Genomic DNA, 22,077 nt, shown 5'->3' with positions numbered 1-22,077 from the left:
TTCCCATATTTGGCCGATTCAGTGTATTCTACCCGTAAGTGAAATTAAGAGAGAGCATTTAGTGGATAAATCCGAGTTATGCCAACTAATACTGATTGAGTTGCATAAGGTGCATCAGGTTTCTTTGGCTGCGACCCAGTCTGCTATTGAATCAGCAACCAACGAAGAAACCATCCCTGACAATAAATACGATACGTTAGCATTAGAAGCGGCGTATCTTGCTCACGGCCAAGCGCAGCGCGTTCAAGAATGCGAAGAGAATATTCGTCAATATCGAGAGTTGGTATTAAGAGAATTCACGATAGACACCCCCATTACTGTCAGTGCGCTAGTGGAAGTTGTTGATGAGCACGACAAATTGAGTTGGTTTTTTGTCGGCCCATGCGGTGGTGGCTTAAGTGTCTGTGTGTCTAGTAAACAAGCATCTGTCGCGGTCGTAACACCGCAAGCACCACTAGGGAAAGCGCTGGTGGGCAAATTTTTGCATGACGAAGTGGACGTTAAAATAGGCGATAAAACTCACTGTTATGAAATTACGCAAGTACTGTAATTTCTGACATCGTGAATGAATTTAAGAGAGTATCAAGATGAATAAATCATGGTTAGCGTTGGGTTTACTGTTATCAAGCCAAGGTGCACTTGCGGGGCAGTGCAAAATAGATGTAAGCAATGAAGTCCACCTAGATGGTGCTCAAGTAGAAGTGTACCAACAAGGGCAGCCCAAAGTGCTCATTGATAAGGACAACAATGTATTTATCAATGGAGAAGCTCTGGATCTTGATCAGATACAGCAGCAGGCGGCTCAAGCTTATCGTGAAAAAATGAACAAATATGTACCGGAAGCCAAAACTATTGCCAATAGCGGCGTTGAGCTAGCAAAAGAGATTGTCGACGATGTGAGTAGCAGTTTTGACAACAGTGAAGCGTTCGACAACGTGAAAGTGGCCATTGACAAATTCTATGCAGACATAGAAGCACGGTATACACAAGACGGCAGTTTTGTATTAAAGGAAGAGGCGTTTAGCGACGCGTGGAATAATTGGCGCAATGAGTTTGATCAGATGAGAGAAACCTTTGATTCAGAGTTCTTTTCCAGTGCTTTTACCGCACTGTCAGAAAAGATGAAAAAGGAAGGTGGCATTAACCTAACTGAACTGAAGGACAAAATGACTGAGTTGAAAAACCAGCTTGAAGAAAAAGTAAAAGGCCGCTCTGACGACATCAAGAAAGATGCGCAACAATATTGTGACGATCTTGAAGCAGTAGCGGAAGAAGAAAAAGCGTTACATGAAAAAATACCTGAGCTTAAAAACTATCGAGTCTTCACGATATAGGAAATGCTAAGGGCGAAGTACTAAAAGGGAAGTACTAAGAGCGAAGTGCTAAATAGTAAAAGTTAATTGTAGGAAATGAAGGGGCGCCGTTATTGGCGCCCCTTTATGCTTCTACAAAGAAACGCTATTGATTGAGAAGATCAAGCTTGTCGCCAACAGGGCCTGAGAAATTGAACCCATCGTGTTGGTCCCAGTTTATTGACCAAGTCATCATGCCGCCGAAGTTAGAATAAAGCTTCGCAGGCACGACAGAAGTACATCGAGTGCCTTTAATCAAGCAATCTAAGGCATCATTAATGTTTTGAATTGGAGCTTGTCCAGAGTTAGCTGAACTCGGCCCAGACGGTAAACCAATGGCCACTTGATCATCACGTAACGGTGCAAATTGGCTGCCATCTGCTAATGTGAAACCTTCAACCAGCATTTTCGCTGAGGCCACCATCATGTCAACCGAACCTTCAGGGGCTGCACCTGTCATGTACGGGTTAGGTAAGCCGCCATTGTTGTAAAGTTGCACATGCAGAAGATCCAATGTATCGCGAACTTCATTGATGACAGGAATATAGGCGCCCCAAATTCCAGTGTAGGCAATCATACCGCCTTGAACATATGGATGCTCAGGTGCCATCGTTAAGTACATGTCTCCACCAGTATTGATTTCAATTTGTTTCAGTGCGCGGCCAAGTCGTGCTTGGATCTGCGTACCGTGCATCAGGTTTGAGCCACTTTCTAGATCCACATCCAAACCATCGAATCCCCATTCATTAATGATGGCGGTTAAGCTACTAACAAAGTTAGCTTCGTCTAGGTCGGTATTGAGAGTGATGGTGCCTTCTGCCCCTCCAAGTGATAAGACAAACACTTTCCCCTGAGCTTGCAAGGCTGCCATGTCTTGCTTAAATTGCGCGGCATTTAAGGCAGGGCAAGTACTATGCATATCACCTGAATACAGGTTGAAGTGAACCGTGCCATTGCTGTTTCGATCGTTGTCGGCAAAAGCGATGTCAATGATATCCCAGCGGGTAGACATATCGGCAAGGCGAATAGGGCATCCTGAACCGTTGACAAAGTTATGCCAGTAGCCAATTAATTGATGTTTTTTCGCGACTTGCTCTACAGATTTTACCGTAACCCCACTGGATGTAGCGCTATTGCCTTGTGCGTCAGTCACGGTAGTCGTGAGGGTGTAGTTACCGATGGCCGTAGGCGTCCAACTGGTTTGGTATGGGGAAGTGGTATCTGTTGCGATCAGTGCACCATTGGCAAGGAAATCGACGCTTTGCACCGTGCTGACTAGGCTGGTTGCGTCAGCAGAGATCGTTGTTGTCTTTCCTAGCGCGAGGGTAGCGCCGGCCGTTGGAGCCGTGATTTGTGTGACGACAGCTTGGTCGCTCACACTCACAATCACGCTGTCTTCGGCTGTCGCTCCTAAGTTGGTGGTGGCGATGGCTTTGATTTGCGTTTGGCCTATCATCGTTGCTTGCCAATCAAGCGCGTAAGGGGCTAACGTATCGATACCAAGGCTGGTTTGATTCTCGAAAAATTCGACTTGAGAGATAGAACCTTCCACATAAGCGGCATCTGCGTTTACAGAGACCGTACTTCCAGCAAGATAAACAGAGTTGTTTAATGGTGAAGTCAGCGTAACGGTAGGGGGCGTTGAGCAGGCGCCAAGCCCAGTCCAAGCTTCTTGCCAATATTCACCTACTCCGGGTTCGTAGGCCCACGCAGAGCTGGATGAACACCAACCGGCCACATCGCAGCGATATTTTTGATTGTTGTTTTCAACGAGTGCATTAGCGGCGTAATTTGTGCCAGCGACATAAGAGGTTGCATCAGCGCATCCACCAGAAGAGCCACCAGAAACTGATAAGTTAACGGTTGCGCTTGTGGTGGAGAGGTTATCGTTATCTGTCGCTTTGGCACTGAAGCTGTGATCACCAGCTTGAGCTATCCATTGGTGCTCAAATGGTGCACTGGTATCGGTGGCAATGAGCGTGTTATCAACCATGAACTCGACTTGACTGATCGTGCCATCAGTATCGGAGGCGTCTGCCGTGATTTGTAATACGTCATTTTGTTTTATATTCTCCGAGCCTGTTGGTGAGCTCAGAACAATCGTTGGCGGTGTCGCTGATCCCGCTGGTGTCACAGAGATGTTTACATTTGATTCGTTACTGGCTCCTTGATCATCGGTAGCTAATGCTTTGATGGTGTGATTGCCTGTTGTGGTTGTCCAGACGAATTGGTAAGGCGGTGTTGTGATTACCGCGACCGACGTATTTGAAACAAAGAACTCCACCGAACTGACTTGAGTATCATCGCTCGCATTCGCTTGCAGTGTGATCTGGTTTCCTGTGGTGAGTTGTGCATTATTTAATGGTGAGATCACCTCGACTGCGGGAGGGATGTTTCCGCCAGCACAGGCTCCTAGTGAACTCCATTCTTGCCATTGCCCAGAATGCGTTTCTGGGGAATTTCCTTTCGACCACCCATTTGCTTTAAAGGCAGTTTGATTTTGTTGCACTTGGGAATTACTGGCATAGGCGGTTTCTGGTTGCCAGTTTGGTAAGTTAGTGCAGTCTATTGCGAATGCGGAGCTCGAGACTCCGCAAGTAGTAAGTATTGATAGGGTAAGTAAAGTCCGTTTCATTTTATCGATTCTCCATTTAACAGCAAACTTTAGTACTGACTCTATTAAATAGTCTGATAACTCATTAAACACATTGTTTTAACGACGATTTTTTATAGTCTTTGATTCGGTATCACAAACCCAGTGTGAGAGGTTTTCTTGTTGCACTTGATTTACGAGTCACTTCACAATCGATTTTTCCTGGTGAGAGATCTGGCCTAAGTGGCAAGCGGGCAATTTTTAGTTGGGTGTTGTGCTTAATAGCTGGAGTATTGTTCTTATAAAACTTGTTATTTTGGGTTTTTTTGGTACTGTACTAGACAACTAGTTCATAGAAGTATTTGCAACATGACAAACACGCGCGAAAGTTTTGGTTCAAGATTAGGTTTTATTTTGGCAGCGGCTGGTGCCGCAGTTGGTTTAGGCAATATTTGGGGTTTCCCTACCCAAGCTGCGAGCAATGGTGGTGGCGCCTTCTTGATGGTCTACCTAGTGATGATCTTAGTAGTCGCATACCCAATGCTGGTGGTCGAAATGGCGATCGGGCGGCATGGGCAAGCTAACCCAGTAGATAGTATGCGCTCTCTTACCTCGCACTCAGCAGGCAAAGGTGTTGGTAGCGTAATTGGCTGGGTTGGGCTTAGCGTGCCAAGTGCGGTACTGGCTTTTTATAGTATCGTTGGTGGTTGGCTAATTTGCTTCTTGCTTGGCGCTGTTACTGAGTTGCTCGGTATGGTCGAGGCCACGGCGTGGTTTAAAGGGTTTAGCGTAGAGCGAAACTTATTTGGTACGTTAACTTTTTATGTGCTGACGATTTTAATCGTGCAAGGTGGCGTAAAGCAGGGCATTGAAAAATGGTCGACTCGCTTAATGCCCGCGTTATTTGTGTTGTTTGCTGTGCTATTTGTTTACATCATGATGCAAGACGGTGCTATAGAAGGGCTTAAGCATTACCTCATTCCAGATTTCGAGAAAATTTGGGATCGTAAATTGATATTGGCGGCCATGGGGCAAGGATTCTTTTCTTTGACCATTGGCGGTTGCTCGATGCTGATATACGGTTCATACCTAAGTAAAAAAGAAAACCTACCCAAGATGGCTATGAGCGTCACCTTGGTTGATAGCGCCGTTGCGTTTGTTGCGGGTTTAGTGGTGATGCCTGCTATGTTTGTTGCGATGCAAAAAGGCGTCGAGATCTATGCACAGGATGGCTCATTACTTAGCTCTGATACCTTAGTATTTACTGTACTCCCCTTGATGTTTGATAGCCTTGGCGTATTAGGGTTGATATTCTCAGTTGTATTCTTTCTATTGTTAACCATTGCGGCGTTAACATCATCTATCTCGATGCTGGAATGTCCGGTCGCTTTGGTCAGTGAACGATTTGAAACGAAAAGGACGCCTACTAGCTGGGTTCTAGGCAGTTTAATCGCGCTGTTTAGTGTTGTTATTGTATTCAACTTTGGGGATTTGTTCGGTCTCGTTGCTATGGTTGCTACTCAGTACTTACAACCAACAGCAGCCCTTATGTTCTGCTTATTTGGTGGCTGGGTTTGGAACCGAAACAGTAAAATTAAAGAACTTGAACAAGGTTACCCAGATTTCCAAATGGGCTTGTTTGGTAAAATATGGCCTTTTTATGTGAAGTTCGTCTGTCCGATATTGGTAGCGACGGTAATCTGGGCTTCTTTTTAATTGGTATTTTATCACTTCGTTAGGTTGTTCAAAGCTGCGACGTAAGCTTACTAATTATCGTAAGCCTGCTAACTACTGTTAGTGGGCTTTTTTTTATACATCTGGGTATCAGCATGAATGATCAATTGCTGTCCGTTATTGCCGTCATTAGGGTAAATGGCATAACCAATAGCGGATGATATTTGGCATTTACCCTCGTTATATTCAATTGGTTTGTTGATCACACTTTCAATGTTTTCAATGTTTTCAATGAGAGCTTCGACCGTTTCAATATTTTGAATATTATTGAGTACCGCAACAAACTCGTCGCCTCCGTAACGGGCAACGATATCCGAATGCCTTAGTTTACTGGTGATCCGCGTAGCTACGGTTTTCAGTACCACGTCTCCAACCGTATGGCCTAATGTATCGTTAATCTGTTTGAATTTATTGAGATCGAAAAATAACACCGCCAGTAACTGCTCATCGCGTTTTGCTAGGTCAATCGAGTGGTGGAGGTGCTCTTCCATTAAGTAACGGTTAGGCAAGGTTGTAAGCTTGTCGTGCCCGGCATGATATTCCGCTTTTGCAACGGCATTATAGGCCTCACCTAAACGCCGACCCATACGTATGGTTAAGGTAGCCAAAGAATCCAGCTCAAGGAAATGAAGTTTTGGTTTTGGTTGCCAGTAATTTCCTCTACCTATGCTCTCAATGAGTTTACTTAGGGTATTTAATTGATGGATCGCACCGCGAGCAACGAGGTTAGATTGATATCTAATGTAGATATAAAATAATAGATAGAAGAACAGTAGCCCGGCGACCATCATCCAGCCTATTTGAGTTAGGTTGTCTTTTATATTCGAGTAACCATGTTCAATTTGCTCAGCGGGGATCCAGTAGAGTAGATACCAGTTCGTTTCTGGCAGTGTTGCCCAGCTAACAATTTTACTGTCTTGCAATATTACGTCGGTCACCCCATCACGTGAGCGTTGCATCTGAGTGATCAGATGTTGGGTTTCAGGTCTTTGGGATAAATCAAACGTATCTGGCTTGAAGTTGTCTTCTAAGATGGCATTTTTGTAGTCGTGTTCGAGAAGCTCCTTTACCTCTAAGTCCTGTTCTGCTTTGGTCGACATGGCGATGATTCGTCCTTGAGTATTTAACACCATGGCGTAACCTCCCCAGCCAATATCGAGATTCAGTACCTCATTAATGAGCTTGCTAAGCGTAATGTCTAACCCAACAACCGCTTCTAAATGATTGACGTCTTGGGTTGAATAAACTGGAGCAATGGAGGAGATCATCCAGCCAGAACCAGCAGGATCTAGGTACGCATCAGTCCAGACAGGCGTGCGAGTCGGATTGTTTTCGAGATTGGCTTCGTAGTAAAAGTTGTAGCTTGGAAGATCCATTTTTGCTTCATAGGTGAACTCAGCATCAATGTAGGGATAAATGCGATTGTATGAATCGTAAGTATTAAAATAGATTTGCGAGATAAGAGAGTTCGCTTGATGAATCGATTTCATCAAGGGATCCAATATTGAGGTTCTAGTGACTTTGTCTTTTTCCGTTTGTCCTATTGGGTGTATGCCACTGTAATAAACAGCCGATCCTCCCATATCTTTATTGGAGACATACATGCCAGACTCACTCAAATACAGATTGTGAGACTCCGGGGGTAAAGACGTCACTTGGTCATTGATGACTTTACTTACCTGATCGGCATAGATGTTGGTTAACATCGACACGCTATTGAGCTTATGACTCACACGTGAGGCTGCTTCCTTAGTATGGAAGTGTAAGTCGTGATAGGCGAACTCTTTGGCGACTTTGACTGATTGCTCGTTACTTAAAGAAATAGTCAGCCAGTAGATCAGTAGGAAGGTGATTTCTATACAAATAAGGGGAAGAATAGCGGTCTTTAAAAAAGATCGCTTTATCATGTGCTGAATAGTGGGAAGTGCACGTTTTTTGGTTTGTTTGTTCGTCATGCCCGCCTACATCTATTAGTAATAGAGTACTTAGTAAGTTTAGACGGGTTTTTCTATTTAATCCGTTAGTTAGCGAAAAATATTGCTGTGTTCCGTTCATTAACGGAATTGACCAGCCTCTGGAAGAAATTCGAAACCGGCTTGCGCCAATTTGGCTTCTAACTTAGTTTTATTTATCTCAAAGTAACTCACCAATTTATCTAAATCTCCGCCGAATTCATCTCTTAACTTCATATTGATGATACTCATCAGCATGATGGTATCCATAGATTCAAACTTAGACAGATCCATGCTTAATCCTCAAAATCTGAAATAAGAAGATTAGCTGCAGCAAAGGCTGCTCGTTCACGAGTTTCTTTCGGTAACGATTCATCGGCGGCGATGTCATTAAACGTTTTAAGAGCGCAAGTGATAGCTTGTGGAATATAACCCTGATCGCCACTACCAATTTGAGCGTATAACTCTCGAACTAAAGGGCAACAGTCGTAAATTTTCATAATCTCTATCCATTTAAATGATAACTGGTCTCAATATAGCGTGAGATAAGTTCAAACTCAAAAGCAGAGTTTGTTTTAGAACAAGTCGGTGAAGAGAGTGGTGGCAAAGTAGGCGAAAAATTAATAGTTAGAGAGAGGGGCGGAGCAGATTACAGAATTCGCTACGCTTACTAGAGACTAGAGACTAGAGACTATAAGAGCGGGGTTGATGTGTTTGCTCTTATAGCAGCGAAGCGGTCTAGTCTCTTTTTCTGTATTCGCTGTTTTCGCTTTATCTCTTACTCTTTCACTTGCTGTTCAAGCTGGGCAACTAAATCGTCAGCTAACCCTAGCTGGCTTGCTAGCTCTTTGAGGTAGGCTTTTTCCATGAAGTTTTGTTCGTCGGCCACCAGCAGGGATGCAAGATAGATTTCTGCGGCCTGCTCAGGCGTTGCGGCATTTCGTGCCAGCTCGCTAGGGTCGAGTGGTTTGTTGAGTTCATTGGTCACTAATTGGTTAACAGAGTCACCTGCGCCCATGCTTTCTACCGCTTGTTGTATCTTTTGTTGTTCTTGTTCATCAACATGACCGTCGGCTTTAGCGGCGGCAATCATGGCTTTTAGTATCAGGGTACTGTGTTGGTCTTCGGTTAGCTGTGGTGTGGTCTCGGTAGGTGCACTCGTTGCGGAGTTATCTGGCTGTTTTTTCTGCCAATCACCATACACTTTAAAGGCGAGTGCGCCTAGGGCAGCGGCGCCACCTATCCCAGCTACTTTTTTGCCCATTTTTCGTGTTTTTTTAGACCCCATTAATAAGCCGATTAAGCCACCACCAACGGCACCTGCACCTAATGTGGCGAGTTGACTCTTATCTTGACCGAGCTTTTGTGCTCCTTGTCCTAGGCTTTGAGCGCCCTGAGAAAGGGTTTGGCCACCTTGTTTTACTAGGTCTGAGTTGAGCGCTTGATTGAGTAAACTTTTAAGATCCATATTCGCCTCCATTACGTTGATTAGGTGACATTAACAGTTTGAATATGAATTGAAGATTAATGGGGCATAAAAAAAGAGCTTCCTGAGGGAAGCTCTTTTTGGAAAAGATGATTACAGATTACAGATTACAGATTACAGATTACAGATTACAGGATTCGCTATGCTCACTAGAGGCTAGAGGCTATAAGAGCAAAATAATTGTTTGCTCTTATATTAGAGGAGCGCTCTGGTCTTTTTCTGTAATCTCAGGGCAACGCTTGTCTCTGTATTCTATCTTTTATTACGCCAACTGCGCTTTAACGTGTTCTACGATGTCTGTAATTGCTACAGCTGTTTTCTCGCCGTCACGACGGTTTTTGTATTCGAAGTTACCTTCGTCGATGCTGCGATCACCAATAACGACTGTGTGAGGAATACCCACAAGCTCGATATCTTTAAACATAACACCAGGGCGCTCTTTACGGTCATCAAATAATACTTCAATGCCCATCGCTGTTAGCTCTGAGTAAAGCTTTTCAGCCGCTTCTTTAACGCGCTCAGACTTGTGCATGTTCATTGGCACGATAGCCACTTGGAAAGGAGCAAGTGCTTCTGGCCAAATGATACCGAACTTATCATGGTTTTGTTCGATCGCTGATGCTACAACACGAGACACACCGATACCGTAACAACCCATTTCTAGCGTTACGCTCTTACCATCAGGACCAAGCACGTTACAGTTCATCGCTTTTGAGTAAGTATTACCTAACTGGAAGATGTGACCGACTTCGATACCACGCTTAAGTTGGATAGTACCTTGACCACATGGGCTTAGGTCGCCTTCAACAACGTTACGTAGGTCTTCAACTTGAGCAAGCTCAACGTCACGACCCCAGTTGATGCCGAAGTAGTGCTTACCGTCTACGTTTGCGCCAGCGCCGAAGTCATTCATTACAGCTACAGAGCGGTCAACGATGAATGGTAGCTCTAAGCCAACAGGGCCAAGTGAACCAGGACCAGCACCAACAAGTGCACGGATTGCAGCTTCATCAGCCATTTCTAGTGGAGAAGCAACCTGTGGAAGGTTTTCTGCTTTCACTTCGTTAAGCTCGTGATCACCACGGATGATTAGAGCAATGATATCTGCATCCACTTCATCAGAAGCTTTAACGAATAGCGTCTTAACGGTCTTCTCGATTGCTAGACCGTGTTGTTCTACAAGATCTGCGATTGTTTTTGCGTTTGGCGTATCAACCAGTTCCATGTCTTGAGTTGGCGCTGCAACTTCTTCAGTAGGAGCTAGTGCTTCTGCTTTTTCGATGTTCGCTGCGTAATCAGACTCTGAAGAGAATGCGATTAGGTCTTCGCCGCTTTCAGCAAGAACGTGGAATTCTTGAGAACCGCTGCCGCCGATTGCGCCAGAGTCTGCCAAAACTGGGCGGTACTCAAGGCCCATGCGGTCGAATGCTTTACAGTAAGCATCGTGCATCGCTTGGTAAGATTTTTCTAAGCCTTCTTTGTCGATATCAAAGCTGTACGCATCCATCATTGAGAATTCACGTGCACGCATTACGCCAAAACGAGGGCGGCGTTCATCACGGAATTTAGTTTGGATTTGGTACAGGTTGAGAGGAAGCTGTTTGTAAGAGCTAATCTCGTTACGTACTAGGCTAGTTACCACTTCTTCAGCTGTTGGGCTAAGCACAAACGGACGAGAGTGACGGTCTGTGAAACGAAGTAGCTCAGGGCCCATTTTTTCAGAACGGCCAGTCTCTTCCCAAAGCTCAAACGGTTGAACTACGGGCATCAAGATTTCAACGGCACCTGCATTATCGATCTCTTGGCGAACGATATTTTCGACTTTACGCAGTACACGTAGACCAGTAGGTAGCCAAGTATATAAACCTGAAGCTAGCTTACGGATCATACCTGCTCGTAGCATCAGCTGGTGGCTGATAACTTCTGCGTCGTTTGGAGTCTCTTTCACGGTAGAAAGAAGGTAGTTACTGGTACGCATTCTATGGTATCCGTTTCATCATTGATAAAAGAAAATTTATTGTCATTCGATGGAACAATAAATTCGATATAGCCGACCATAATATCAGCCTATGAGTCATCTCAAAAGCGCTCAATTGCCGTAACTAACAAGCAATCGAGTGAAACAGTGAATTTTACGTTCAAATCGAACAAATTCACTGCATATTCTTTGTCGTCGGGCTTGTTCTTCTTATAAGCCGGTCTTGGATCTTGGCTTAGCACTTGTTTGATCACAGCTTCGATCTGATTGCCATTCTCATGTTGTTGTAGTGTGGCTAGCGCAGTAGCGGAATAGACGACTTCTAGCGTCTCGGGTTCTTGTTGAGCATAACCTCCAACAGCTTCAGGAATTGAGTCCGAATAAGGGATATAAGGCTTAATGTCGACGATAGGGGTGCCGTGAACTAAGTCAACGCTGCCTAACTCTAGCCATGTTTGATTGCCATCATTGGTGACACCACGTAATTCAACCGCAGACATGCCAATACCATTGGGGCGAAACGTTGCCCGAGACGCCAGTACACCAATGCGTTCATTTCCGCCTAATCTCGGAGGTCTTACCGTTGGCTTCCAGCCTGCATCTAAATTTTGGTCGAACAAAAACAATAACCAAATATGGCTAAATTGCTCAATACCACGAACAGACTCAGGGCAGTTTGCTTCGCCAAGCAGCTTAACTCTGGCTGTTGAACTAGGAGCAAGCCTAGGCTGGCGAGGTACTGCAAACTTCTCTTTGTATGGACTTTCTATTAATCCAATGGGCTCTATTTGGTGCATATAGATTCTGTGTTATGGGGAGCGATAAGCTAAAAATATCACAAAAAGTTGCGAACTTTCTTATTGAGAATGATTATTAATTGCAATGTTATAACATATCAATTAATCTAGAGGGATAAGGTTTTTGAGAAGAGAACCTAAGTAAAGGCATCTTTAAGGAAGAAATAATGAAAGACGGTATTCATCCAGATTATAGAAAAGTGGTATTTCACGATACCAGCGTAGATAAGTACTTTGTTATTGGGTCGACGTTAAAAACGGATCGCACCATTACATGGGAAGATGGTAAAGAGTATCCCTATATGACACTCGACGTATCATCTGAGTCTCATCCCTTCTATACAGGCAAGCAAAGAGTGGTTAATAAAGAAGGTAGAATTGCACATTACAATCGTAGATTTGCTCAATTTAATAAGGAAGGTAAATAGCAATGAAAGTACTTAGCTCGTTGAAAAGTGCGAAAAATCGTCATCCAGATTGCCAAATAGTTAAAAGGAAAGGGCGTATATTTGTTATTTGTAAAACTAACCCTCGCTTTAAGGCTGTCCAAGGGAAATCAAAGAAAAAATAGACTGATAAACATGTGGAGCAGATGACGATTGTTGCCTGCTCTCATGTTGGTATAAATAACCAATAAAAATTCATTTGCTAGATGAATGTATTAACTTTATTTACAATTTGTAACATTTGCGGTTTTGAAAACTCATTCTTGTAACGTAATCTGCCGATGCTTTTTGACAGGTATGTCAATTACGCTAGGAATCAATTACAAGGAGGAAACGGATGAGTTCATCTGCTTCGAATACGCAACAAGCCCCTAAAAAACCCCTTTTTACCCGCTTCCTTGATAGCGTGGAATATCTAGGTAATTTACTGCCTCATCCAATCACTCTTTTTGCTATTTTCTGTGCCGCGATTTTAGTGTTATCTGGCGTTGCTGGGTATTTTGATGTGTCGGTAATAGACCCGCGCCCAGAAGGTGCTGCCGGTCGTGCTGCAGATGGAACTATTGAAGTCATTAGCTTATTGAATGCTGATGGTTTGCGCCTTATCGTAACCAATTTAGTGAAAAATTTCGTTGGCTTTGCCCCTCTTGGTACGGTATTGGTTGCTATGTTAGGTGTGGCCATTGCTGAGCACTCAGGCATGTTATCCGCTGCAATGCGTGGCATGGTGATGGGCGCGTCAAAACGCATGGTGACGTTCACGGTCGTGTTTGCTGGTATTATTTCTAATACTGCATCTGAGCTTGGCTACGTGGTATTGATTCCATTGGCTGCTATGTTATTCCACTCTTTAGGTCGTCACCCATTAGCGGGTCTCGCCGCTGCATTTGCTGGTGTGTCTGGTGGTTACTCTGCCAACCTATTGATTGGCACAGTTGATCCTCTGCTTTCTGGCATAACAGAAACCGCAGCGCAAATGATTGACCCAACTTACACGGTAGGGCCAGAAGCGAACTGGTACTTCATGTTTATCTCTACCTTCTTTATCTCAATCACCGGTGCGTTTGTTACCGAGAAAATTGTTGAGCCTAAGCTGGGCAAATACAACAGTGAAGAAGCGTCTGAAGATCTAAGCAACGATAGCATGGGTAAACTCACAGCTATTGAGAAGAAAGGCCTTAAAATTGCGGGTATTGCGGTTTTGGTTGTGAGTGCTCTATTGGCATGGACCGTTGTTCCTGCTGACGGCGTGCTACGTAACCCAGATACCGGTTTGATTGCGGGTTCTCCGTTCTTGAAAAGCATCGTGGCCTTCATTTTTGTGTTCTTCGCGATTCCGGGTTTTGTTTACGGTAAAGTCGTTGGCACAATGAAAAACGATCGTGACGTTATTGATGCAATGGCGAAATCAATGTCTTCTATGGGCATGTACATCGTTCTTGTATTCTTTGCCGCTCAGTTTGTTGCTTTCTTTAAGTGGACTAACTTTGGTCAAGTGATCGCCGTTGGTGGTGCCGACTTCCTACAAACAGTAGGCTTAACGGGCCCTACGCTGTTCTTTGCGTTCATCGTGATGTGTGGCTTTATTAACTTGATGATTGGCTCTGCATCGGCTCAGTGGGCGGTAACTGCGCCTATCTTTGTTCCAATGTTGATGTTGGTTGGCTACGCGCCAGAAACCATTCAAGCGGCTTACCGTATTGGTGATTCAACGACTAACATCATCACTCCAATGATGAGTTACTTCGGCTTGATTCTGGCAGTCGCCACTCGCTACATGAAGAATTTAGGCATTGGTACGTTGATCGCAACCATGCTTCCATACTCAATTTGCTTCTTAGTGGGTTGGAGCGTGTTGTTCTACGTTTGGGTGTTTGTCTTCGGTTTGCCTGTTGGCCCGGGTGCGGCAACCTATTATACGCCTTAAGCTGATTCGCTCGGCTCATTAATCTTGTTCTGAGCATTAACCTTGTTCATGACTATAAAACCGAAGCACTTCAGTGCTTCGGTTTTTTTTCGTCTGATCAGCAGGCCATTACAGCATTAATGCGGCAGAACACAGCAATAAGCCCGCCATAGTGAAATTGAAAAGTCGAGCCACATTGGGCTGAGATAACACTCGCTGTAGCTTTTGGCCTGCTACTGTCCAAATACTCACAGAGGGCAGGTTCACCATGGCAAACCCTAATGAAATGATTGCCATGCCTTGCCAAGATCCAGACACGTTGTAAACCCCAATCGCCGTTATGGCCATTGACCAAGCTTTTGGATTTATCCACTGAAAATTAGCTGCGGCGAGAAAGCTCATTGGCTTATAGCTGGAGTCACCTGTATTCACGGGCGGACTCATCGCAATTTTAACGGCTAAGTAAGCCAAGTAGCCCAAGCACAGCACTTGCAGTATGTCCTGACTGATAGGGTATTGGTGGAAAACACCCATTAAACCTAACCCAACTAATACCACCATAAAGCTAAACCCAAATGTGATACCAAGCATATGAGGAATGGTGCGTTTAAATCCGACGTGAGCGCCAGAAGTCATGAGCATAATATTGTTTGGCCCAGGTGAAACGGTAGAAGCAAAAGCAAAGGTGATGAACGCGAATAGCTGTTGAGGATCCATGGTCGACTCCGTAGTCGTTGTAATCTGTTCCTTGTATGTTAGTGATGAGTCGGGTAAATTTTGTGCTTATATTTGCACCAAATTGAATTAATTCACAACGAAGTGAGCTTATGGATAAGTTTGACGAAAGAATATTGTGTGAGCTAAAAAGTATCGGCCGTTTAAGTAATGTGGAACTGGCGGAGCGCATCGGCTTGTCACCGTCGGCTTCCCTACGACGCGTGCAAGATCTAGAACGTTCAGGAGTCATTAAGGGGTATCGAGCGGTATTAGATGCCAACAAGATGGGCATTGGCTTTGTGGCTTACGTGACGATTGGACTCAACAATCACAGCAAAAAATCGCAATTGGGTTTTGAAGAAGAAGTGAGTCAGGCAGACGCAGTGACTGAGTGCCATAACATCACGGGAACCAACGAGTACCTATTGAGAGTAGAAACAAAAGATCTTGCTGCTTATAAGCACTTTCACTCCAATATTTTAGGAGAGATCCCACAAGTAAAAGCCATCGGTACTTTGGTGGTGATGGAGACGCCTAAAGACGAGCGCTAGTTTATAGGCAAGAGAAAGGGCAGCAATAGAGCTGCCCTTGAATAGAGGTAGTCGTTAAGTGAACTATCGAACCACTTCACCCGATTCGATGATGGTCTTACGCACGACGTCAGTGAAGTCTAGTGCTTCTTTGCGAATTTGTGCTTCATCAACTGTCAGCATTTCACGATCTTGCATTAAGATTTTACCCGCAACAATAGAGTGTTTTACATTGCCTGCGTTCGCAGAGTAAACCAATGCAGAGTACGGGTTGTAAACTGGGATCATGTTAGGCGCTTTAGTATCGATGACGATGATATCCGCTTGCTTGCCGACTTCTAATGAACCAATGGTGTCTTCCATATGCAGTGCACGAGCTGCGCCCATGGTTGCCATGTCGATAACTTTAATCGGAGGCATAGCAGCACGATCTTTATTCAGAAGCTTGTGAACCTTAGCGACTTGGTTGAACTCGTCAATCGTGCTCAAGCCGTTACCTGACATTGGACCATCGGTGCCTAGACCAACGCGTAGACCTTGGTCATACATTTTTAATGCAGGAGCCACGCCTTTCGCTGATTTGATGTTTGCACTCATGTTATGCGCGATACCAACGTCCGCTTTTTTCAGTAGTTCGATATCGTTATCGTCCGCTAGAATTACGTGAGCGGCAATTAAATTCTTGTTTAACGCACCGATGCTGTCCATGTAAGCAACAGGAGACAGGCCGTTAGAACGCTCTGCGATCTTCTCTTCTTCACGATGAGACTCAGCAAGGTGAATCATCACAGGTACGTCTTTTTCTAACGAAAGCTTCGCAATTTTTTGCAGTACTTCGGTGGTGTTGGTGTAGGTTGCATGCGGAGCAAATGCCGGTGTAATGCGCGGGTGATCTTTGTATTCTTCGATGAAGTTCAACGCGTATTGAATGCCTTCTTCAGCGTTCGCCGCATCAGCAACCGGGAATTTGATAACCGACTCGCCCAAAATGGCACGCATACCGATGGTATCGACTGTTTTAGCCACTTCGTCTTCAAAGTAGTACATATCAGCATAAGTCGTTACGCCGCCTTTGATCATTTCAACGTTACCAAGGTTTGCGCCAATGCGAACCATGTCACGAGAAACCAATTTAGATTCTAGCGGGAAAATGTAGCGGTGCAGACGGTCTGGCACATCATCGGCTAAAGAACGGAATACCGTCATGGAAACGTGGGTGTGCGTATTGATAAGGCCAGGCATGACGATATCGCCATCGACACTGAGTGTTTTGTTCGCCTTGTATTGCTTGGCTAACGTCTTATCACCTACGGCGATGATCTTGTTGTCTTTAACCACAACCGTACCGTTTTCATACACGGTTTTATCTTGGTTCATGGTAAGAACCATGGCATCAGTAATGATGAGATCGGCAGGCTTTGCAGCGGCAGTAGAAAAAGAGAGTAGGCCAAGTACAGAGGCCAAAAGTGTGTGCTTCATTTTCATGTTTAATCCTTGGAACAGGAGGAAAGTGCTGGCGATTATAGGCTTTATAAATACTGATGCAATCGTTTGTTTTAATGTTGTAGGTATAAAAAAAGAGCTAACCGAAGTCAGCTCTCTTGTTGTTCATTTTTTAGCGCCAGGCCTTACCAACCCTTAACGACACCACCTTGGAAGATATCCATTGCTGCCTTGTATACTTCGTCAGTTTGGTATGCTTTAACGAAATTTTGTACATTTTCAGCGTTTAGGTTTTCTTCACGAGAAACAATCAAGTTTACGTATGGAGAGTCTTTGTCTTCAACGAAGATACCGTCTTTTTCTGGTGTTAGATTAATGCTGCTTGCGTACGTTGTGTTGATAACTGAAAGCGCAACATCATCAAGAGAGCGAGGCAGTTGAGCAGCATCTAACTCTACAATAGAGATGTTTTTTGGGTTCTCTACGATGTCACGAACCGTCGCTAGCAGACCAACGTTTTCACGTAGCTTAAGTAGACCTTGTTGCTCAAGAAGCAGTAATGAACGACCTAGGTTAGTTGGATCGTTAGGTACCGCAATACGAGAACCATCAGCAATCTCATCGACAGACTTAACTTGCTTAGAGTAACCTGCGATAGGGTATACAAACGTGTTACCCGCGATAGTCAATTTGTAGCCACGGTCAGTCACTTGCTGATCAAGGTATGGCTTGTGTTGGAATGCGTTTACGTCGATTGATGTATCATCAAGCGCTGCATTTGGTGTTACGTAATCAGTAAAAGTAACAAGCTCTACTTCCAAACCGTACTTGTCTTTCGCTACTTTAGCGGCAACTTCAGCTACTTGAGCTTCGGCACCTGCCATTACGCCAACTTTGATTTTATTGTTATCAACGGCTTTTTCACCACAACCGGTTAATACGGCTGCTGTGGCGGCAAGGGCTAGTAAACTTTTAAGGCTAAATTTCATGGTAATCTCCTTTTAATGAATCCAATTTATATTTTTTATTAGGTTTCTGACTAATCTTGTTGTTAGAGGTCAATCGATAGAAGTCATTCGCTTCTTGCTACCAACCTCTATCTTCTATCGGTGGTCAACTTTACGAACCAGCGTGTCACCAATAGATTGAATAATTTGTACTAGTACAATGAGCATCACTACCGTAACAGCCATAATGGTTACGTCGTACCGGTGGAAGCCATATCGAATGGCAACATCACCAAGACCACCGCCGCCGACGGTCCCCGCCATTGCTGAGTAGCTCACCAAAGTAACCAAAGTGATGGTCACTGTGTTGATGATGGTTGGCAGGGCTTCCGGAAGCAGTACTTTAGTAATAATTTGCGTCGGTGTAGCCCCCATAGATTGCGCCGCTTCCACAAGACCTGACGGTACTTCGAGTAATGCGCTTTCAATCAAACGGGCAACAAACGGAATAGCACCGATGGTTAACGGAACAATCGCTGCGGTTGTTCCGATGAATGTGCCGATCAACAGCTTAGTCACTGGAATAATCGCTACCATGAGCACTAAGAACGGCACAGAACGACCAATGTTAACGATGGCACCCAAAATCGCGTTGAGTTTGGTGTTTTCAAGTAATCCGCCTTTCTTGGTGGTATGAAGAATCACACCAAGAGGGATACCAACAGCAAAACCGACAATGCCAGCAACCGCAACCATGTATAAGGTTTCCCACGTTGCGTCAAGTAACAAGTTGCCATTTAGGCTTAGCCACTGCGTTACAGTATTAAAGGACATAACCAAGTACCTCTACTTTTACGTTGTTTTCACGTAGGAATTCGATAGCGGCGATGTCGTCTTGTTCAGTCCCGAACAGTTCCGCGACCATCATGCCGAATTTTACGCCACCAGCGTAATCAAGATCCGAGCTTAAAATACTGACATCAATATTGAATTTTCGAGCTATCTGCGTCACCAGAGGGGCATCTACTGTCGCGCCTGTGAATTCCAAACGAACTAATGGATAGCTGCCTTCAACACGCTTTTTCTTTAGACGAATCTGGTAATCTTCTGGAATCGAAAGATCTAAGGTTGAACGAATAAACTGATGAGCCAATTCTGTTTTAGGGTGTGCAAAAATATCGCCAACCGTGCCTTTTTCTACTAATTCACCGTCACCAATAATGGCCACTTGATGACAGATGCTTTTAACCACATCCATTTCATGGGTGATAAGGAGCATGGTGATGTTGAGCTTACGGTTGATTTGCTTAAGCAGTTCTAAAATCGATTGAGTCGTTGCAGGGTCAAGTGCGCTCGTCGCTTCATCGCAAAGCAGTACTTTAGGATCAGACGCTAATGCACGTGCAATCGCGACACGCTGTTTTTGACCGCCGCTTAAATTAGCAGGGTAGGTATCACGTTTGTCAGAAAGACCAACTAAAGACAATAACTCAGACACCTTGGTTTCGATTTTGTCTTTGCTTGCGTCCGCTAACTCAAGTGGCAATGCAACGTTGTCAAATACCGTGCGAGAAGAAAGCAGATTGAAATGCTGGAAAATCATGCCGATGTTACGGCGAGTTTTACTTAAATCTGATTTAGAGAGCTTGGTGAGATCCACACCATCAACGATGACTTCACCGGATGTTGGGGCTTCCAACATATTTACGCAGCGAATCAGTGTACTTTTACCTGCGCCAGACGAACCAATGACACCAAAAATCGTCCCTTGAGGTATGGTAAGGTCGATATCTTTCAGGGCAACTATTTCCTTAGTGCCTTGATAGAAAACCTTATTTACTTGATTAATTTCAATCATTCTTCGAAACCTGTGCAGAGTTGGCTGTAATCAACATGACGACGTAATATGGCCAATTTACTGTTGTTTATTCGATAAATCGGTTACCGAACAGTGTATGTTTGAGCTGGTTGGCTAGCAATTCAGCAGAAAATGTTGACCTTGCTCTCAATTGTTAGTTGATGCTATGGCTTTCACATTTTTAAGTCAATAGGTATTTTTACGTCTAGACGTCTAAAAGGTAATTGAATAGTGCTAACCGATATAAAGCGTGTAATAATTTGCGATATAACCAGTTAATGAGGGTAGCATTTTGGCTAAACCTGCAGTGTTTTTGGACCGTGATGGCGTAATTAACGTCGATCATGGTTATGTGCATGATGAGCATGATTTTGAATATGTAGAAGGCGTGTTTGAAGCGGCTAAGAAATTTCAAGACATGGGGTTCATGTTAGTACTTGTGACGAATCAATCGGGTATTGCCCGAGGCATGTTTAGCGAAGACCGATTCTTATCTTTAACACAGTGGATGGATTGGAATTTTGCAGACAATGGCGTTGAGCTTGACGGTATTTATTACTGCCCTCACCATCCTGAGCATGGTGTAGGTAAATATAAGCAAGACTGTGATTGCCGTAAGCCAAAGCCGGGCATGTTCCTTTCAGCGCAAGAGTTTCTTGATATTGATATGGCAAAGTCGGTGATGATTGGTGATAAAGCCGAAGATATGATGGCGGCTGATGCTGCGGGTGTTGGTACGAAAATATTAGTACGAACTGGCAAACCGATCACTGAAATAGGTGAGTCTCTAGCAACGGTTGTGGTTGATAGCATCGCGAATGCTCCTGCTTACTTAGCGGCGCGATAACAAATTGGTGAATGATGTCTTTAAAAATGGCTTTAACTAAACGATTGTTGCCACGCAGTGTTTTTTCGGTCGTGGTTTTAGGAGCGTTGAGTGGATGTATTTCTCAACCCGAAATTGTCGACCAAGTTTATCGCTGCAGCGATCACTACGACGTTGTGGTGAGCGATCGCAGTGACACAAAAATCCACGCGGAAATGTTAGGAAAGTACTATGTGTTGAACCGCACCGTTAGCGCTTCTGGTGAGAAATACCGAACCCATGATGAGCAAGTAAAGATGTGGTTTAAAGGTGAGCAAGCGAGCATTAAACTCAGCGGCTACCCTATACAAATGTGTAATTTAGTTGTGCCAATGAATAACATCGACGCCCCTTCTAACAACACGATGTTTTAGTCGCCCATACAACTCAGCCCGCAGCCAACGAATAAAAGATAACATTACCTATGAGCAAAAAACTGACCATTGTTGATATTGCAAAGCTTTCAGGCGTTGGGAAATCTACCGTATCAAGGGTATTAACCAATGATCCGAAGGTAAAACCTGAAACTCGTTTGAAAGTAGAGCAGGTGATTGATGCTCATGGTTACGTGCCTTCGAAGTCGGCCCAGTCGATGAGAGGAGGCAGCCAGAAAGTGGTTGGGGTCATCATTTCTCGTTTGGATTCAGCGTCAGAAAATAGAGTTGTTAGCGCAATGCTAGCGACGTTGTATGGCGCTGGATACGATGTTGTCATCATGGAAAGTCAGTTTGACAGCGTCAAAACAAACGAGCATCTGGACGTTTTGAAGAGGCGTAATGTAGATGGCGTGGTGGTCTTTGGTTTCACGGGCTGCGATGTTGTTAAGTTAGAGAGTTGGCAGCAACGAATGGTCGTTGTCGCAATGGATACCGAAAATGTCTCATCGATTAATTATGATAATCAAGCGCTGATAAATAACGCATTGGAGCATTTGAGGGGGCAGGGTTTACACGATATTGCTTACGTAGGTGTCGACCAAAGTGATACCACAACAGGACGACTACGTCTTTTGGCTTATCTTGAATGGTGTGAACGTAACAAGGTTAACTCCCAGGCGGTGACGGGTGAGTTGAGTCATGAAAGTGCCTATACCTTATTAGATCAAGTTTTGACCGACGAAACACAAGCTGTTGTTTGTGCGAGTGACACGCTAGCTTTGGGTGTGATCAAACGCTTACAAGAGCTAGGAAGAACTGAAGTTCGAGTAACAGGCGTTGGCGGAAATCCATTATTATCTTTTCTCTTCCCAAATATATTTAGTATCGATCCTGGTTATCATCAAGCTGGAGAGAAAGCAGCAACCTTGCTGATACAACAACTCTCCGGTCAGTGTAGCGTCCAACATATTACCCAAAAACCTGTGATATAACGGCCAAATTTGACGACAGTGTTGACTAAGTTTTCTACACTTTTTGTGTGATCATGTTCAATTAATGGGAATGTTCCCATTTTATTGTTTGGCTTGATTTGGCA

The 22,077-nt window shown here is 44.3% G+C and carries 22 protein-coding genes; 10 read left to right on the top strand and 12 right to left on the bottom strand.

Annotated elements, in window-relative coordinates:
* Window positions 1-61: 61 nt before the first annotated feature.
* Both VTAP4600_RS06905 and VTAP4600_RS06900 read left to right on the top strand, forming a co-directional pair.
* Window positions 62-550, top strand: coding sequence for a GreA/GreB family elongation factor (locus VTAP4600_RS06905; RefSeq protein WP_102522118.1), 489 nt, complete (start codon window positions 62-64; stop codon window positions 548-550).
* 37 nt (window positions 551-587) lie between these two features.
* Complete coding sequence (locus VTAP4600_RS06900) at window positions 588-1,334, top strand: YggN family protein (protein ID WP_102522117.1); 747 nt, start codon at window positions 588-590, stop codon at window positions 1,332-1,334.
* Between the two features lie 124 nt (window positions 1,335-1,458).
* Here VTAP4600_RS06900 and VTAP4600_RS06895 read toward each other — a convergent pair whose 3' ends face one another.
* Entirely contained in the window at window positions 1,459-3,987 is a 2,529-nt protein-coding gene (locus tag VTAP4600_RS06895; RefSeq protein WP_102522116.1) for an Ig-like domain-containing protein, read from the bottom strand.
* Window positions 3,988-4,314: 327 nt separating this feature from the next.
* Here VTAP4600_RS06895 and VTAP4600_RS06890 point away from each other — a divergent pair, with 327 nt between their 5' ends.
* Window positions 4,315-5,661 (top strand): sodium-dependent transporter, encoded by a 1,347-nt coding sequence (locus VTAP4600_RS06890; protein ID WP_172443088.1) that lies wholly within the window; start codon window positions 4,315-4,317, stop codon window positions 5,659-5,661.
* Window positions 5,662-5,729: 68 nt separating this feature from the next.
* Here the strand turns inward: VTAP4600_RS06890 and VTAP4600_RS06885 are convergent, their stop codons facing one another.
* The 6 genes from VTAP4600_RS06885 to tsaA all read right to left on the bottom strand — a co-directional run bounded on the left by VTAP4600_RS06885 (window position 5,730) and on the right by tsaA (window position 11,892).
* Complete coding sequence (locus VTAP4600_RS06885; RefSeq protein ID WP_102522114.1) at window positions 5,730-7,634, bottom strand: sensor domain-containing diguanylate cyclase; 1,905 nt, start codon at window positions 7,632-7,634, stop codon at window positions 5,730-5,732.
* A gap of 99 nt (window positions 7,635-7,733) precedes the next feature.
* Window positions 7,734-7,925, bottom strand: coding sequence for a DUF4250 domain-containing protein (locus tag VTAP4600_RS06880; protein ID WP_102522113.1), 192 nt, complete (start codon window positions 7,923-7,925; stop codon window positions 7,734-7,736).
* Between the two features lie 2 nt (window positions 7,926-7,927).
* Window positions 7,928-8,131, bottom strand: a complete 204-nt coding sequence (locus tag VTAP4600_RS06875) for a YaeP family protein (protein ID WP_102522112.1) — start codon at window positions 8,129-8,131, stop codon at window positions 7,928-7,930.
* Window positions 8,132-8,409: 278 nt separating this feature from the next.
* Window positions 8,410-9,099 (bottom strand): tellurite resistance TerB family protein, encoded by a 690-nt coding sequence (locus tag VTAP4600_RS06870; protein WP_102522111.1) that lies wholly within the window; start codon window positions 9,097-9,099, stop codon window positions 8,410-8,412.
* A 280-nt stretch (window positions 9,100-9,379) separates the two neighbouring features.
* Window positions 9,380-11,095: a proline--tRNA ligase gene (locus VTAP4600_RS06865; RefSeq protein WP_102522110.1), complete on the bottom strand. Its 1,716-nt coding sequence runs from the start codon at window positions 11,093-11,095 to the stop codon at window positions 9,380-9,382.
* A gap of 101 nt (window positions 11,096-11,196) precedes the next feature.
* A complete protein-coding gene (gene tsaA / locus VTAP4600_RS06860) occupies window positions 11,197-11,892 on the bottom strand; it encodes a tRNA (N6-threonylcarbamoyladenosine(37)-N6)-methyltransferase TrmO (protein ID WP_102522109.1) in 696 nt (231 codons plus the stop codon).
* 167 nt (window positions 11,893-12,059) lie between these two features.
* Between tsaA and VTAP4600_RS06855 the strand changes: the two genes are divergently transcribed.
* The 3 genes from VTAP4600_RS06855 to VTAP4600_RS06845 all read left to right on the top strand — a co-directional run bounded on the left by VTAP4600_RS06855 (window position 12,060) and on the right by VTAP4600_RS06845 (window position 14,265).
* The gene (locus tag VTAP4600_RS06855) at window positions 12,060-12,320 is read left to right on the top strand and encodes a type B 50S ribosomal protein L31 (RefSeq protein WP_102522108.1); all 261 of its coding nucleotides are present in this window, start codon (window positions 12,060-12,062) and stop codon (window positions 12,318-12,320) included.
* 2 nt (window positions 12,321-12,322) lie between these two features.
* Complete coding sequence (ykgO, locus tag VTAP4600_RS06850; protein ID WP_102522107.1) at window positions 12,323-12,463, top strand: type B 50S ribosomal protein L36; 141 nt, start codon at window positions 12,323-12,325, stop codon at window positions 12,461-12,463.
* A 212-nt stretch (window positions 12,464-12,675) separates the two neighbouring features.
* On the top strand, window positions 12,676-14,265 hold the full coding sequence (locus VTAP4600_RS06845) for an AbgT family transporter (protein ID WP_102522106.1): 1,590 nt from the start codon (window positions 12,676-12,678) through the stop codon (window positions 14,263-14,265).
* Between the two features lie 108 nt (window positions 14,266-14,373).
* On the opposite strand, the gene VTAP4600_RS06840 is transcribed toward VTAP4600_RS06845, so the two are convergent.
* Complete coding sequence (locus VTAP4600_RS06840; protein ID WP_102522105.1) at window positions 14,374-14,961, bottom strand: LysE family translocator; 588 nt, start codon at window positions 14,959-14,961, stop codon at window positions 14,374-14,376.
* A gap of 110 nt (window positions 14,962-15,071) precedes the next feature.
* Between VTAP4600_RS06840 and VTAP4600_RS06835 the strand changes: the two genes are divergently transcribed.
* The gene (locus tag VTAP4600_RS06835) at window positions 15,072-15,512 is read left to right on the top strand and encodes an Lrp/AsnC family transcriptional regulator (protein ID WP_102522104.1); all 441 of its coding nucleotides are present in this window, start codon (window positions 15,072-15,074) and stop codon (window positions 15,510-15,512) included.
* A gap of 63 nt (window positions 15,513-15,575) precedes the next feature.
* Here the strand turns inward: VTAP4600_RS06835 and VTAP4600_RS06830 are convergent, their stop codons facing one another.
* The 4 genes from VTAP4600_RS06830 to metN all read right to left on the bottom strand — a co-directional run bounded on the left by VTAP4600_RS06830 (window position 15,576) and on the right by metN (window position 19,739).
* Entirely contained in the window at window positions 15,576-16,976 is a 1,401-nt protein-coding gene (locus tag VTAP4600_RS06830; protein WP_102522103.1) for an amidohydrolase, read from the bottom strand.
* 143 nt (window positions 16,977-17,119) lie between these two features.
* Entirely contained in the window at window positions 17,120-17,923 is an 804-nt protein-coding gene (metQ, locus tag VTAP4600_RS06825) for a methionine ABC transporter substrate-binding lipoprotein MetQ (protein WP_102522102.1), read from the bottom strand.
* A gap of 114 nt (window positions 17,924-18,037) precedes the next feature.
* Complete coding sequence (locus VTAP4600_RS06820; protein ID WP_102522101.1) at window positions 18,038-18,715, bottom strand: methionine ABC transporter permease; 678 nt, start codon at window positions 18,713-18,715, stop codon at window positions 18,038-18,040.
* A complete protein-coding gene (metN, locus tag VTAP4600_RS06815; protein ID WP_102522100.1) occupies window positions 18,705-19,739 on the bottom strand; it encodes a methionine ABC transporter ATP-binding protein MetN in 1,035 nt (344 codons plus the stop codon). Before metN ends, VTAP4600_RS06820 begins: the two co-directional genes overlap by 11 nt.
* Before the next feature lie 292 nt (window positions 19,740-20,031).
* On the opposite strand from metN, the gene gmhB reads away from it, so the two are divergent.
* From gmhB to treR, 3 genes are read left to right on the top strand one after another with little or no spacing between them, the layout of a single operon-like run.
* On the top strand, window positions 20,032-20,586 hold the full coding sequence (gene gmhB, locus VTAP4600_RS06810) for a D-glycero-beta-D-manno-heptose 1,7-bisphosphate 7-phosphatase (protein WP_102522099.1): 555 nt from the start codon (window positions 20,032-20,034) through the stop codon (window positions 20,584-20,586).
* Between the two features lie 26 nt (window positions 20,587-20,612).
* Window positions 20,613-20,978: an MliC family protein gene (locus tag VTAP4600_RS06805; RefSeq protein ID WP_172443087.1), complete on the top strand. Its 366-nt coding sequence runs from the start codon at window positions 20,613-20,615 to the stop codon at window positions 20,976-20,978.
* Between the two features lie 50 nt (window positions 20,979-21,028).
* Window positions 21,029-21,973: a trehalose operon repressor TreR gene (gene treR / locus VTAP4600_RS06800; protein ID WP_102522097.1), complete on the top strand. Its 945-nt coding sequence runs from the start codon at window positions 21,029-21,031 to the stop codon at window positions 21,971-21,973.
* The last annotated feature ends 104 nt before the right edge of the window (window positions 21,974-22,077 follow it).

This window comes from Vibrio tapetis subsp. tapetis (assembly GCF_900233005.1).
In the GTDB taxonomy this organism is placed as follows: domain Bacteria; phylum Pseudomonadota; class Gammaproteobacteria; order Enterobacterales; family Vibrionaceae; genus Vibrio; species Vibrio tapetis.
This window is presented reverse-complemented; position numbering and strand designations above follow the sequence as displayed.